This window comes from Bradyrhizobium rifense (genome assembly GCF_008123425.1).
GTDB lineage: Bacteria > Pseudomonadota > Alphaproteobacteria > Rhizobiales > Xanthobacteraceae > Bradyrhizobium > Bradyrhizobium rifense.
Genome location: NZ_VSSS01000013.1, coordinates 89,649 through 102,896, shown reverse-complemented (window position 1 = coordinate 102,896; position 13,248 = coordinate 89,649). Strand labels below are relative to the sequence as shown.

Sequence of the window (13,248 nt, the reverse complement as noted above, 5' to 3'; positions counted from 1 at the left end):
AAATTAGTGGATCTCCGCCGAGCGCTTCAGCGCGGCCTTGAGCTTCTCCAGCGAGAAGTCGGGGCTGCGCGCGATCTCGAGGATCGGCGTCTCGCGGCGGCCGCAGAGCTCGGCGGCCTCGGGGAGTTTTGCTGCGACGTCGAGCGGGATCACGATGGCGCCGTGCTGGTCGGCATGGATCAGATCGTCCGACTTCACGGTCATGCCGGCGACACGCACCTCGCCGCCAAAGCTCTCGGCATGCACCCAGGCATGCGACGGGCCGATCGAGCCGGCCAGCGCCTGGAAGCCCGGGGCCCATTGCGGAATGTCGCGGATCGAGCCGTCGGTGATGACGCCGAGGCAACCGAGCGCCTTGTGCACGTTGCTCTGCACCTCGCCCCAGAACGCGCCGTAGCCGACGTCATGGCCGTCGATGTCCTGGATCACCGTGATGCGCGGCCCGTGGCCGGTGCCAACATATTCGTAATATTCGATGCGGCGCTTCGACTGTTCTTCGGCCGGCAGCGACGATTTCAACACCGAGCGGATCGCGACGGTGCGGGCGTAGCCGACAATCGGCGGCAGGTCCGGGAACGGGCAGACCAGCTGCTTGGTGGTGTAGCCGATCAGGCGGCGCTCGGGCGCCACGATCTCCATGGCGTTGCAGATCGTCGGCGTGTCATAGCGGCCCAGCGCTTCGAGGACGGAAGCGGGCAGCGGCCCGGTCGCGGTATTGGTCACGGCGTTATCTCCCAGATTGGCGGCCGCTGTTGGCGCGGTGCCGCCGGCACAGGGCGATATAGCCGAGATCGGGCCTCAACCCAACTCAGGCGCTCTCATGGCAGATATCCGCATGCGATCGCTCAGTGCAGTCGTCCCGGCCGGTCGTCCTCGTCGTGCGGCGGCTCAGACCGGCTGGCCATTGTCGGCGCCGACGGCGGCGACGAGACCTCGCCGCCCACTGGCGCTGCCGCTTCCGTCGCGCGGGCCTGATCGCGGTAGGATTTGTAGCCGAGTGGCAGACCGAGCAGATAGAGCATCGTACCGACCGACAGCACGTGCCAGGGATAGGCGATCAAAATCGCGATGAAGACGATCACCGCAACGAACGCGGGCAGCACCAGTTCGGGCGACACCCGCATGCGCTTGGTCTTGCCTGAGAACACCGGCAGCCGCGACACCATCAGGAAGGCAATCACCAGTGTATAGGCCGCCGTGACCGCAACGGGCCAGCGGCCGAGATCGAGAAACGCCGCGTAGATCGGCAACATCACGGTGATGGCGCCGGCCGGCGCCGGCATTCCGGTGAAGAAATTGGCGGCGAACGCCGGCTTGTTCGGATCATCAAGCGTGGCATTGAAGCGCGCCAGACGCAGGCCACCGGAGATCGCGAACACCATCGCGGCGATCCAGCCGGCATTGCCGAGCTCGTGCAGCTGCCAGAAGTACAGCATCAGGCCGGGGGCGACCCCGAAATTGACGAAATCGGCGAGGCTGTCGAGCTCTGCGCCGAACTTCGACTGACCCTTGATCAGGCGCGCGACGCGGCCATCGATGCCGTCGAGCGCGGCCGCGAACACGATGGCGTAGACGGCGAGCGACATCCGCCCCTCGATCGACAGCCGGATCGAGGTGAGGCCGGCGCAGATCGCCAGCAGCGTGATCACGTTGGGCACCAGCATCCGCACCGGGATCGGGCGGAACCGCCGGCGGCGAATATCGGGATCTCGGTAGTCGTAGGGCGTCATTGGCTCGTCCTCACCTGAAGGCGAGATATAGCAAGCCGTTTTCCCCTCCGCCATTGCGCCGGAAGGCCCCCGATAGCGGCTTCTTGGTTAATTGGCGCGATAGGCGCGGTTCGGGTCGTCTCCGGTGAGATCGGCCAGGATGGTCTCGCCGGCGATCGCCGTTTGTCCTTCCGAGACCAGCGCCTTGGTGCCGACAGGCAGGTAGACGTCGAGCCGCGAGCCGAAGCGGATCAGGCCAAACCGCTCGCCGGCGCCGACCGCCTGGCCTTCCTTGACGAAGCAGACGATGCGTTTTGCGATGAGGCCTGCGATCTGGATCACGCCGATGCGGCCCTGCGGCGTCGAGATCACCAGCGAATTGCGCTCATTGTCCTCGCTCGCCTTGTCGAGCTCGGCATTGATGAACAAGCCGGGCCGATAGGCGATGCGGTCTACCCTCCCCGCCACAGGGCTGCGGTTCACGTGGCAGTTGAACACGCTCATGAAGACCGAGATGCGCGGCAGCGGCCGGTCGCCGAGCCCGAGCTCGGCCGGCGGCAGCGCCATGGTGATCATCGAGACGCGGCCGTCGGCGGGCGACACCACGAGCCCGTCGCGCACCGGCGTCACGCGCACGGGATCGCGGAAGAACAGCGCGCACCAGACGGTCAGGATCGTGCCGATCCACCCCAGCGGCGACCACAGCCACATCAGGAAGATGCTCACCGCCGCGAAGATGCCGATGAAGGGGTAGCCCTCCTTATGGATCGGCGGGATCTGACGCTGGATCGAATCGAGAATGGACATCGCTATCTGCCGCTCAGGAGTTGCTGGCGCGGGTCGTCTCGCGCGGTGGGGTTGTTTAGGCCAGAGTTGGCACTGGAGACAAGGTCACTCCGCGGCCGCCTGCGCCGTAAGAGCATCCTCGACCGGCGGCGGCTCCCGGTTGGGCGCCTCGCTGCTGTCGGCCATCCGGGCCAGTTTCTCACGTGCGGCCTCGGCCTCGCGCTGCCTGTTCCACATGCTGGCGTAGAGTCCGCCCTGTGCGAGCAGGCTGGCATGGGTGCCACGCTCGGAGATGCGGCCCTGGTCCAGCACGATGATCTCGTCGGCACCGACGATGGTCGAGAGCCGGTGGGCGATCACGAGCGAGGTGCGATTCTTCGCCACGCGGTCGAGCGCGTCCTGGATCTCGTGCTCGGTGTGGGTGTCGAGCGCCGAGGTCGCCTCGTCCAGCACCAGGATCGGCGGGGCCTTCAGCACGGTGCGCGCGATCGCGACGCGCTGCTTCTCGCCGCCGGACAGTTTCAGGCCGCGCTCGCCGACCTGGGTCTCGTAGCCCATCGGCGCCATGCGGATGAAATGGTCGATCTGCGCCAGCCGCGCCGCCTCCTCGACCTCGGCATCGCCAGCGTCCCAGCGGCCGTAACGAATGTTATAGCGGATGGTGTCGTTGAACAGCACCGTGTCCTGCGGCACCATGCCGATGGAGGCGCGCAAGCTCGCCTGCGTGACCTCGCGGATGTCCTGGCCGTCGATCAAAATCCTGCCGCCGGAGATGTCGTAGAGGCGGAACAGCAGCCGGGAGATGGTCGACTTGCCGGCGCCGGACGGGCCGACGATCGCCACCGTCTTGCCGGCCGGCACCTCGAAGCTGATGCCTTTGAGGATCGGCCGCGTCGGCTCATAGGCAAAGCGCACGTCCTCGAAACGCACCGTGCCGGCGGAGACGACCAGCGGCTGCGCGCCGGGCTCATCCTTGATCTCGGCCTCGCGGCCGATCACGCCGAACATCTTCTCGATGTCGATGATCGCCTGCTTGATCTCGCGATAGACCATGCCCATGAAATTCAGGGGTTGGTAGAGCTGGATCATCATGGCATTGACCAGCACGAAATCGCCGACCGTGTTGGTGCCGTTGCGCACGCCGATCGCACACATCAGCATGGTCGCGGTCAGGCCCAGCGTGAAGATCACGGCCTGCCCGGTGTTGAGCACCGCGAGCGAGGTGTAGGTGTGGATGCTCGCGTCCTCGTAGCGCGCGACCGACTTGTCGTAGCGCTGCGCTTCACGGGCCTCGGCGCTGAAATATTTGACGGTCTCGTAGTTGAGCAGCGAGTCGATCGCCTTGGTGTTCGCCTCGGTGTCGGAATCGTTCATCTTGCGGCGGATGCCGATGCGCCACTCGGTCGCAACGTAGGTGTAGTACATGTAGACCGTGACCGTGATCAGCGTTGCGGCCACATAGCGCCAGTCGAACTGCCAGAGCAGCACGGCCATCAAGAGCGTGACCTCGACGATGGTCGGGATCAGCTGCAGGATCACCATGCGCACGATGACCTCGATGCCTTCGCGGCCGCGCTCGAGCACGCGCGTCAGGCCGCCGGTCTTGCGCTCGAGATGAAAGCGCAGCGACAGCTCGTGCATGTGGACGAAGGTGATGGTCGCGAGCTTGCGCACCGCATGCATGGCGACGCGGGCAAAGATGCCGTCGCGCCATTGCGTCAGCACCGCCATGACGATGCGCATGACGCCGTAGCTCGCGGTCAGGAGCAGCGGCGACGCGATCACCCAGAGATGCCAGTTGCTGGCTTGCACTGGCGCGGTGTTGGCGCCGGTGAGCGCGTCGGTTGCCCATTTGAAGCTGAACGGCACCGTCAGCGTGATCAGCTTGGCGGCCAGCAGCAGCACCATCGACCAGACCACCCGCATCTTCAGGTCGTAACGGTCGCCCGGCCAGATATAGGGCCACAGATGCGCCAGCGTGCCCATCAGGGTGGCCCGCTCCAGCGGTCCGCCGGCAGGCTCGGGCACGTCGGCGACATCTGGCAAATGAGGTGGGCTCATCAAGAAACCTGAAGGCCCGCCGGATGCGGGCGCGTTGCGATTAACTGTTTTCGCTCGTCATATAGAAGCTTCCGGGGGCCAGCGCACCCCGCCAGATGGCGAATCCTCGATTGTTTGTCGCCATTTACCGGTAGATTTCCGGGTGACCCGAATCACCGATTGGGCTTGACGCCCCTTCGCTGCAATGCATCATGGCACCAATGAGCACGATCAAAACCGTCTGTGTCTATTGCGGCTCCGGTCCCGGAACCAATCCCCACTTCACCGAAGGCGCCAAGGCGTTCGGCAAGGCGCTCGCCGAGAACAACATCCGCCTGGTCTATGGCGGCGGCTCGCTTGGCCTGATGGGCTCGGTCGCGACCTCCGTGCTCGATCACGGCGGCACCGTCACCGGCATCATTCCTGAGTTCCTGCGGAAGCGCGAGAATGCGCTGACCCGCGTGCAGGAAATGATCGTCACTCCCGACATGCACGAGCGCAAGCGGCTGATGTTCGAGCGCTCCGACGCCTTCGTGGCGCTGCCGGGCGGCGTCGGCACGCTGGAGGAGCTGGTCGAGCAATTGACCTGGAAGCAGCTCGGCCGTCACGCCAAGCCCGTACTGCTCGCCAATTTCGACAATTTCTGGGAGCCGCTGTTCTCGCTGCTGTCGCATATGCGCCAGACCGAGTTCATCCGCGCCGGCCTTTCGGTCGACATCCTCAAGGCCGATCGCGTCGAGGAGATCTTGCCGAAGCTGAAGGCCGCCGTGGCACAGCTCGCCGAGGCGGAAAAGCAGCTCTCCCCGGACGTCGCGCGCAAGCTCTGACGCCCTACTCGTTCGGAAACGTCACCGCCTCGATCCGGTTACCATCGGGATCGACGACGAAGGCCGCATAGTAGCGCACGCGGTCGTGCGGGCGAATGCCCGGCGCGCCGTCGGATGCACCGCCGCTTACAAGCGCGGCTGCATGAAACGCATCGACCTCGGCGGTTGTCTTCGCCCGCAGGCAGATGTGCACGCCGCTCTCCGGCGGCACAGGCGGCATCGCCTCGCGCAGATTGATCCAGAATTCGGGATAGGCCTTGCCGAAGCCGACCGTGCGCGGTCGCGTGACGAGGCGGGTGAGGCCAAGGGCGGCGAGCGTGGCTTCATAGAACCTTGCGGAGCGTTCGAGCTCGCTGACGCCGACGGAGATGTGGTCGATCATTGCTAGCGCTCCGCTCTCTCCTCGTCATTGCGAGCGAAGCGAAGCAATCCAGAGTCTTTCCGCGGAGACAGCCTGGATTGCTTCGCTTCGCTCGCAATGACGGTGTCTAATGGCAACATCTATGCCGGCGCACCCGATTTCACGAGCTTGTAGATCACCGAATCCATCAGCGCCTGGAACGAGGCGTCGATGATGTTCGGGGACACGCCGACCGTGGTCCAGCGATCGCCATTCTCATCCTCGCTCTCGATCAGGACGCGCGTGACCGCGCCGGTGCCGCCGTTGAGGATACGCACGCGGTAGTCGATCAGCGTCAGGCCCTCGATGTACTTCTGATACTTGCCGAGATCCTTGCGCAGCGCGACGTCGAGCGCGTTGACGGGGCCGTTGCCTTCGGCAGCCGAGATCAGATGCTCGCCGGCGACGTCGACCTTGACCACGGCCAACGCGACAGTGACGCGCTCGCCAAGGGCGTTGTAACGCTGCTCGACATTGACGTCGAACTGCTCGACCTCGAAATATTGCGGGACCTTGCCGAGCGTACGGCGCGCCAACAGATCGAACGAGGCGTTGGCGGATTCGTAGGCGTAGCCGGCCGCCTCGCGCTCCTTCAATTCCTCGACCAGCCGCGTCAGCTTCGGATCGCTCTTCTCGTAAGCGATGCCCGCCCGATCGAGCTCGGCCATGACGTTGGAGCGGCCGGCCTGGTCGGACACCAGCACCTTGCGATGATTGCCGACGGTCTCCGGCAGCACATGCTCATAGGTCTGCGGATCCTTCATCACGGCGGAGGCGTGAATGCCGGTCTTGGTGACGAAGGCGCTCTCGCCGACATAGGCCGCATGCCGGTTCGGCACGCGGTTGAGCATGTCGTCGAGCGTGCGCGAGACTTTGACGAGCGTCGCCAGCTTCTCCGGCGTGACGCTGATTTCGAAGGCGTCCGAAAACTCCTTCTTCAATTTCAGTGTCGGAATCAGCGAGCAGAGGTTGGCGTTGCCGCAGCGCTCGCCGAGTCCGTTCAGCGTGCCCTGGATCTGCCGTGCACCGGCGCGCACCGCGGCCAGCGAATTCGCAACCGCCTGCTCGGTGTCGTTATGGGCGTGGATGCCGACGTGGTCGCCGGGGATGTGTTTGGTCACCTCGGTGACGATGGCCTCGATCTCGTTCGGCATGGTGCCGCCATTGGTGTCGCACAGCACCACCCAGCGTGCGCCGGCCTCATAGGCGGCCTTGGCGCAGGCGAGCGCGAAGCTCGCATCTTCCTTGTAGCCATCGAAAAAGTGCTCGCAGTCGAGCATCACCTCGCGGCCGGCAGCCTTTGCGGCTGCGACGCTGTCACGGATCGAGGCGAGGTTTTCCTCCTTCGTCGTCTCAAGCGCAACGCGCACCTGATACGCGGAGGACTTTGCCACGAAGCAGATCGCGTCCGCCTTCGCTTCCAGAAGCCCGGCGACGCCGGGATCGTTGGAGACCGAGCGCCCTGCCCGCCGCGTCATGCCGAAGGCGGTGAAGCGCGCATGGTTGAGCTTCGGCTTGCTGCCGAAGAATTCGGTGTCGAGCGGATTGGCGCCGGGATAGCCGCCCTCGACATAGTCGATGCCGAGCTCGTCGAGCATCGCCGCGATGACCTGCTTGTCGGTCAGTGTGAAGTCGACGCCGTTGGTCTGCGCACCGTCGCGCAGCGTGGTGTCGAACAGATACAGACGCTCCTTGCTCATTGCAGCGCTCCCGATGCGGGGCCGGTGCCGAACGTCTTCTGCATGGTGGTGTTGGCGAGCCACTCGTCGTTGACGGTGATGCTATTGCGCTGCATGGCGACATAACCGCGCTTGGCGAAGAAGCCTTCCGCGGTATCGCTGGCGTCGACCGTCAGCTTCTCAGCGCCACGGCCGCCGGCGAGCTTTTCCAGCGCATCGACCAGCATGGTCGCGATGCCCTGCCGACCCACGGCCGGATGCACATAGAGCATGCGGATGTGATCCTTGCCGCGCAGCGACGCGAAGCCGACGGGCGAGCCGTCCAGCGTGGCGATCAGCGTCAGGTCGGCCGCAAGCCGCTTGCCGAACTCTTCGTCGTCGGCCGCCGCCATCCAGGCCTCCTGCTGCGCCTCGCTGTAGTCGTCGCCGGTCAGCTCCTGGACCGCCGCGGTGAAGATCGCGGCCAGCATCGGAACGTCAGCCGGCAAAAACGGCCGCAAGCCGGGCTTGGGATGCGCTTGTGCCATCACGCGAGCTCCCAGGTCGTCACCGGCTTGCCGTCGGCGTCCTTGCCGTCCTTGATCACCACGCCCTTGACCGCGAGTTCGTCACGAATGCGATCGGACTCCTTGAAGTCCTTTCGCGCGCGCGCAGCCGTGCGCTCTGCGATCAGGCGATCGATCTCGCCAGCGTCGACGCCGCTCGCCTTCCGTTTCCGGCCCTCCCATTGCGCGACGCTCTCGGACAGGAAGCCCAGCAGACGCAGCGATGCGGAAAGGCCGGCCGCGTCGGACGAATTGCGCAGACCATGCAGAGCCGCGATCGCCTGCGGCGTGTTGAGGTCGTCGAGCAAAGCGTCGACCACTGACGTCGCCGGCTTGGACGGCGCCACATCGGCCGCAAAGCGATACCAGTCGTTGAGCGTCTTGGCGCTCTCCTCCAGCGACTTCATGGTCCAGTCGATCGGCGAGGTGTAGTGCGTCTTCAGCATGTTGAGGCGCAGTACCTCACCCGGCCAGTCCGCGAGCAGCTCGTGGATGGTGATGAAGTTGCCGAGGCTCTTCGACATCTTCTCGCTCTCGACCTGCAGGAAGCCATTGTGCATCCAGTAGTTCGCCATGCGCTGCTGGTGGAAGGCGCAGCAGGTCTGGGCGACCTCGTTCTCGTGATGCGGAAACACGAGATCGATGCCGCCGCCATGGATGTCGAACTGCTCGCCGAGATGCTTCCAGGCCATGGCCGAGCACTCGACGTGCCAGCCCGGGCGCCCCTCAGCCTTGATCCCGGCCGGCGACGGCCAGGACGGCTCGCCGGGCTTCGACGGCTTCCACAGCACGAAGTCGGTAGCGTCGCGCTTGTAGGGCGCGACATCGACGCGGGCGCCGGCGATCATCTCGTCCAGCGAGCGCTTCGACAGTGCGCCATAGCGCGGCAGTTCGGAGTTGGCCGCGTTCATCGCCTGCGGCGAGAACAGCACGTGGTCCTCGGCGGCATAGGCAAAGCCGCCGGCAATGAGCCGTTCGATGATCTCGCGCATCTCGCCGATATGCTCGGTCGCGCGCGGCTCGACGCTCGGCCGGAGCGCGCCAAGCGCATCGACGTCGGCGTGAAACTGTTGGCCGGTCTGCTCGGTGACCTTTCGGATCGCCTCGTTCAGCGGCAGGCCGGGAAAATCCCGCGCGGCGCGGTCGTTGATCTTGTCGTCGACGTCGGTGATGTTTCGGACGTATGTGACGTGCGCCTCGCCATAGAGATGGCGGAGCAGGCGAAACAGCACGTCGAACACGATCACCGGCCGCGCATTGCCAATATGGGCGAAGTCATAGACGGTCGGTCCGCAGACATACATGCGGACGTTCTTCGCATCGAGCGGCACGAAGGCGCGCTTTTCCCGGCTCAGCGTATCGTAAAGACGCAATTCCATATGGACACCCGTCGGCTGTTGGCCGGGCGTCCAGTGCTCTCAATGTGGTTGAGAAAAGACGGCTCCAGCCAGCGAATCGCTAGCTCGTAATCTCGCGGCAAATAATGCAGATGGCGAGGAGACCGTTCATGCGACGACATATGGGCCACGAAGGCGGCTTTCGTCAAGAGAGCCGCGAAAATGCCGTTTTTATCTCCGCAATGCGCGGTCGCCCTGCCTTGATGGTTCGTCATCCTTAACCTTTTGAGTTCAATTTGGAACCCGGCGGTCCCCCCAGCCCCGGTGCACCCATGCGATCCCTGCTCGCGCTCGTCTCCTGTGCCTCTATTCTCGCGGCATCCAGCGCTTTCGCCGAGACCCGCGTGTTCATCATCGCCAATCAGGCCGACGGCTATGGCGTCGACCAGTGCCTGGCCAAGGGCGAGAAATGCGGCGCGCAGGTCGCCCGCACCTACTGCCAGTCACGGGACTTTGCGCAGGCATCGGCCTACCGCCGGGTCGATCCCGACGAAATTACCGGCTCTGTCCCCAAATCCGGCGCAAACTGCTCCCATGGCCATTGCGACGAATATGTCGCAATCACCTGCCAGCGCTGAATTCGCTCGGAACTGGCGGACCTTAGGACCCGTTTACGGCCCCTGAAACGACGTGACGCTGCCGCTGGAAGCGGCTATTGGAGGGCGCGCTTCGGCCTCCCAAATCACGCTAGGCCGTGACCTCGCTAGAATGGCGGATATGCCTGAATTTTTGTCTCTGCCCCGTCCCCGCTCCCTCCTTGCCTGCACCGTGCTTCTGAGCGCGATTGTGCTCGCCACTGACGCCTTTGCACAGGCCGGCCCCCCCGGCGCGCCGCCGCCTCCGCCCGCCCAGGGCGGCCTTGGGCCGAACCCGATGTGCGCACGGTTGGAAGGACAGCTCGCCGCGCTCAACGGTGGCGCCAGCGGCGACCCCGCACGCGACGACCAGATCCGCCGCTACCAGGATTCCCAGGCCAAGCAGCAGGCCGAGCTCGATCGCGTCACCATGCAGGCCAAGCGCATGGGCTGCGATTCCTCCGGCTTCTTCTCGCTGTTCAACGGCCAGTCGGCGCAATGCGGCCCGGTCAACACCCAGATCCAGCAGATGCGCGCCAATCTGGACCAGATCACCGGCAATCTCGAACGCCTCCGCGGCGGTGCCGGCGGCAGCCCTGAGCGCGACAGCCAGCGCCGCTCGGTGCTGATTGCGCTCGGGCAGAACAATTGCGGCCCGCAATATGCGAATGCCGCGCAATCGCAGGGCGGCAACTTCCTGAGCAATCTGTTCGGCGGCAACAACGCCAACAACCCGCCGGGCCCGCCGCCCTCCGATCTCGGCGGCCCGCAATCCGGCACCTTCCGCACGGTGTGTGTGCGCACCTGCGACGGCGCCTATTTCCCGATCTCGTTTGCGACCGTGCCGGCGCGCTTCCCCGATGACGAGAGGACCTGCAAGGCGCTGTGCCCGGCAGCCGAAGCCGTGCTCTACGCCCACCGCAATCCTGGCGAGGACATGAGCTCGGCGGTCTCCATCAGCGGCCAGCCCTACACGGCGCTGCCGACCGCCTTCAAATTCCGCAGCGAGTTCAACCCGTCGTGCTCGTGCAAAGCGGCGGGCCAGACCTGGGCCGACGCGCTGAAATCGGCCGACGACAAGGCGGCCGCCGAGCAGCAGGGCGACATCATCGTCACCGAAGAGAGCGCCAAGAAGATGCAGCAGCGGCAGCTCACCAAGGGCGCGCCGGCGAATGCCAAGAAGGGCGCAGCTCCTGCGCCGACGACCGCGACTGCACCGGCCGCGACGCCGCCCGCGGATACGGGCACGGCGACGACCTCATCTGAGAACAAGCCAATTCGCTCGGTGGGCCCGAGCTTCCTGCCACAGCAGCAGAAGTAGGGTTCACCCCTCGAACGCGTCGATCGACGCCTTGCTGCCGCGCGAGACCAGCGTCTCGTCGGGCGCGGGCAACGCCTCGCCCCGGTCGCGAAAACGGTTGGTGATGGGATAGCGGCGGTCGCGGCCGAAATTCTTCCGCGTCACCTTCACGCCCGGCGCGGCCTGGCGGCGTTTGTATTCGGCGACGTTGAGGAGATGGTCGATGCGGCTGACGATCTCGCGGTCGAAGCCCGCGGCGATGATCTGGTCGAGCGGCTCCTCGCGTTCGACCAGACGCTCCAGGATCGCATCGAGCACCTCGTAGGCCGGCAGCGAATCCTGATCGGTCTGGTTCTCGCGCAGCTCCGCCGTCGGCGGACGCGTGATGATATCGGGCGGGATCACCTCGCCCGCCGGTCCGAGCGCGCCGTCGGGCTTCCATGAATTGCGCAAGCTTGCCAGCCGGAACACCTGCGTCTTGTAGATGTCCTTGATCGGATTGAAGCCGCCATTCATGTCGCCATAGAGCGTGGCATAGCCGACCGACATTTCCGACTTGTTGCCTGTCGTCACCACCATCAGCCCGGTCTTGTTGGAGATCGCCATCAGCAGCGTGCCGCGGGTACGGGCCTGAAGGTTTTCCTCGGTGATATCTGGCGGCAGGTTTTTGAACATGCCGGACAGGATGGTCTCGAACCCGCCCACCGCTTCCGCGATCGGCAGCACCTCGTAGCGGATGCCGAGATGGCCGGCGAGCTCGCCCGCGTCGGCAATCGAGTGTGCTGCGGTGTAGCGATAAGGCAGCATCACGCCGTGCACCTGGTCGGCGCCCAGCGCGTCAACCGCGATCGCCGCACACAGCGCGGAATCGATGCCGCCGGAGATGCCGAGCAGCACGCCGGGAAAGCCGTTCTTGGTGACGTAGTCGCGCAAGCCGAGCACGCAGGCCGCATAATCGGCCTTGTCACCCTCGGGCTGCTCCACGATCGGACCCGTACAGCGCCAATCGCCGCCGTTTCTGATGAAGCGCAAGGTCGTGACGCTCTCCGCAAAAGCCGGCAGTTGCGCGGCGAGCGAGAGATCGCCATTGAGCGCGAACGACGCGCCGTCGAACACGAGTTCGTCCTGGCCGCAAACCTGATTGAGATAGACCAGTGGCAGGCCGCTTTCAGTGACCCGCGCGACCGCCACCGACAGACGCACATCGTTCTTGTCGCGGGCATAGGGCGAGCCGTTCGGCACCAGAATGATCTCGGCGCCGGTCTCGGCCAGCGTCTCGACCACGTTCTCATAATCCTCGGACTCTTCCAGCCAGATGTCCTCGCAGATCGGCACGCCGATCCGCACGCCACGCACGGTGACGGGGCCTGCCGCCGGCCCGCGCGCAAACAACCGCTTCTCGTCGAACACGCCGTAATTCGGCAAATTGCATTTGAAGCGAAGCGCCGCGATGCGCCCGCCGTCGAGCAGCGCGCAGGCATTATAGAGCTTGCCGTCCTCGACCCAGGGCGTACCGACCAGCAGCGCCGGGCCGCCGTCGGCGGTTTCGCGCGCGAGCGCTTCGATTGCGGAACGGCAGGCGGCCTGGAAGGCCGGCTTCTGCACCAGATCTTCCGGCGGATAGCCGGCGATGAACAATTCCGAAAACAGCACGAGATCGGCGCCATCGGCGATGGCTCGCGAGCGTGCCGAGCGAACCTTCGCGGCATTGCCCTCGATGTCGCCCATGGTCGGATTGAGCTGGGCCAGCGTGACCGCGAATGCGTTGAGACGTTCGGTCATCGCGTGCTCTCCGTCACCTCTCCCGAAGGGAGAGGTCGGATTGCATCGGAGATGCAATCCGGGTGAGGGGTTACGGTATCTCGTGGGACCTGAGCCCCCTCACCCGATTTGCGCTCGACGATGCTGCGCATCGCGAGACGCAAACCGACCTCTCCCCGTTGGGGAGAGGTGAAGGGGCCTCGGGCACCGACGCTCAATCGATAATCTC

At 65.2% G+C, this 13,248-nt stretch carries 11 protein-coding genes and 1 pseudogene; 3 read left to right on the top strand and 9 right to left on the bottom strand.

Translation table 11 applies throughout. The features are described from left to right. Nucleotides 1–3: 3 nt before the first annotated feature. The 4 genes and pseudogenes from FXB40_RS06395 to FXB40_RS06380 form a co-directional block, all read right to left on the bottom strand. A complete protein-coding gene (locus tag FXB40_RS06395) occupies nucleotides 4–723 on the bottom strand; it encodes an RraA family protein (RefSeq protein ID WP_148771355.1) in 720 nt (239 codons plus the stop codon). A 122-nt stretch (nucleotides 724–845) separates the two neighbouring features. Further along, nucleotides 846–1,730, bottom strand: coding sequence for a CDP-alcohol phosphatidyltransferase family protein (locus FXB40_RS06390; RefSeq protein WP_148771354.1), 885 nt, complete (start codon nucleotides 1,728–1,730; stop codon nucleotides 846–848). 87 nt (nucleotides 1,731–1,817) lie between these two features. Beyond that, nucleotides 1,818–2,543: pseudogene (locus tag FXB40_RS06385) on the bottom strand (phosphatidylserine decarboxylase); the annotation flags it as partial. 57 nt (nucleotides 2,544–2,600) lie between these two features. Continuing rightward, a complete protein-coding gene (locus tag FXB40_RS06380; protein ID WP_148771352.1) occupies nucleotides 2,601–4,556 on the bottom strand; it encodes an ABCB family ABC transporter ATP-binding protein/permease in 1,956 nt (651 codons plus the stop codon). Nucleotides 4,557–4,756: 200 nt separating this feature from the next. On the opposite strand from FXB40_RS06380, the gene FXB40_RS06375 reads away from it, so the two are divergent. Further along, nucleotides 4,757–5,362, top strand: coding sequence for an LOG family protein (locus FXB40_RS06375; RefSeq protein WP_187436695.1), 606 nt, complete (start codon nucleotides 4,757–4,759; stop codon nucleotides 5,360–5,362). A gap of 4 nt (nucleotides 5,363–5,366) precedes the next feature. On the opposite strand, the gene FXB40_RS06370 is transcribed toward FXB40_RS06375, so the two are convergent. The 4 genes from FXB40_RS06370 to cysS form a co-directional block, all read right to left on the bottom strand. Continuing rightward, nucleotides 5,367–5,744, bottom strand: coding sequence for a VOC family protein (locus FXB40_RS06370; RefSeq protein ID WP_148771350.1), 378 nt, complete (start codon nucleotides 5,742–5,744; stop codon nucleotides 5,367–5,369). Between the two features lie 119 nt (nucleotides 5,745–5,863). Further along, the gene (gene cimA / locus FXB40_RS06365; RefSeq protein ID WP_148771349.1) at nucleotides 5,864–7,462 is read right to left on the bottom strand and encodes a citramalate synthase; all 1,599 of its coding nucleotides are present in this window, start codon (nucleotides 7,460–7,462) and stop codon (nucleotides 5,864–5,866) included. After that, nucleotides 7,459–7,968: a GNAT family N-acetyltransferase gene (locus FXB40_RS06360; RefSeq protein ID WP_148771348.1), complete on the bottom strand. Its 510-nt coding sequence runs from the start codon at nucleotides 7,966–7,968 to the stop codon at nucleotides 7,459–7,461. The genes cimA and FXB40_RS06360 overlap by 4 nt, the downstream gene beginning before the upstream one ends. Further along, nucleotides 7,968–9,365 carry a cysteine--tRNA ligase gene (gene cysS / locus FXB40_RS06355; protein WP_148771347.1) on the bottom strand — a complete coding sequence of 466 codons (1,398 nt, stop codon included), beginning with the start codon at nucleotides 9,363–9,365 and terminating at the stop codon, nucleotides 7,968–7,970. The genes FXB40_RS06360 and cysS overlap by 1 nt, the downstream gene beginning before the upstream one ends. Before the next feature lie 290 nt (nucleotides 9,366–9,655). Here cysS and FXB40_RS06350 point away from each other — a divergent pair, with 290 nt between their 5' ends. Next, entirely contained in the window at nucleotides 9,656–9,961 is a 306-nt protein-coding gene (locus FXB40_RS06350; RefSeq protein WP_148771346.1) for a hypothetical protein, read from the top strand. A 130-nt stretch (nucleotides 9,962–10,091) separates the two neighbouring features. Next, nucleotides 10,092–11,279, top strand: a complete 1,188-nt coding sequence (locus FXB40_RS06345) for a DUF2865 domain-containing protein (protein WP_148771345.1) — start codon at nucleotides 10,092–10,094, stop codon at nucleotides 11,277–11,279. A 3-nt stretch (nucleotides 11,280–11,282) separates the two neighbouring features. On the opposite strand, the gene FXB40_RS06340 is transcribed toward FXB40_RS06345, so the two are convergent. Further along, nucleotides 11,283–13,040: an NAD+ synthase gene (locus FXB40_RS06340; RefSeq protein WP_148771344.1), complete on the bottom strand. Its 1,758-nt coding sequence runs from the start codon at nucleotides 13,038–13,040 to the stop codon at nucleotides 11,283–11,285. Nucleotides 13,041–13,248: the final 208 nt, after the last annotated feature.

What these genes read in the sequence shown, in the direction of transcription:
- FXB40_RS06390 (WP_148771354.1), bottom strand. Translation starts at nt 1,730, where the DNA reads ATGACGCCCTACGACTACCGAGATCCCGATATTCGCCGCCGGCGGTTC.
- FXB40_RS06380 (WP_148771352.1), bottom strand. Translation starts at nt 4,556, where the DNA reads ATGAGCCCACCTCATTTGCCAGATGTCGCCGACGTGCCCGAGCCTGCC.
- FXB40_RS06375 (WP_187436695.1), top strand. Translation starts at nt 4,757, where the DNA reads ATGAGCACGATCAAAACCGTCTGTGTCTATTGCGGCTCCGGTCCCGGA.
- FXB40_RS06370 (WP_148771350.1), bottom strand. Translation starts at nt 5,744, where the DNA reads ATGATCGACCACATCTCCGTCGGCGTCAGCGAGCTCGAACGCTCCGCA.
- cimA (WP_148771349.1), bottom strand. Translation starts at nt 7,462, where the DNA reads ATGAGCAAGGAGCGTCTGTATCTGTTCGACACCACGCTGCGCGACGGT.
- FXB40_RS06360 (WP_148771348.1), bottom strand. Translation starts at nt 7,968, where the DNA reads ATGGCACAAGCGCATCCCAAGCCCGGCTTGCGGCCGTTTTTGCCGGCT.
- cysS (WP_148771347.1), bottom strand. Translation starts at nt 9,365, where the DNA reads ATGGAATTGCGTCTTTACGATACGCTGAGCCGGGAAAAGCGCGCCTTC.
- FXB40_RS06350 (WP_148771346.1), top strand. Translation starts at nt 9,656, where the DNA reads ATGCGATCCCTGCTCGCGCTCGTCTCCTGTGCCTCTATTCTCGCGGCA.
- FXB40_RS06345 (WP_148771345.1), top strand. Translation starts at nt 10,092, where the DNA reads ATGGCGGATATGCCTGAATTTTTGTCTCTGCCCCGTCCCCGCTCCCTC.
- FXB40_RS06340 (WP_148771344.1), bottom strand. Translation starts at nt 13,040, where the DNA reads ATGACCGAACGTCTCAACGCATTCGCGGTCACGCTGGCCCAGCTCAAT.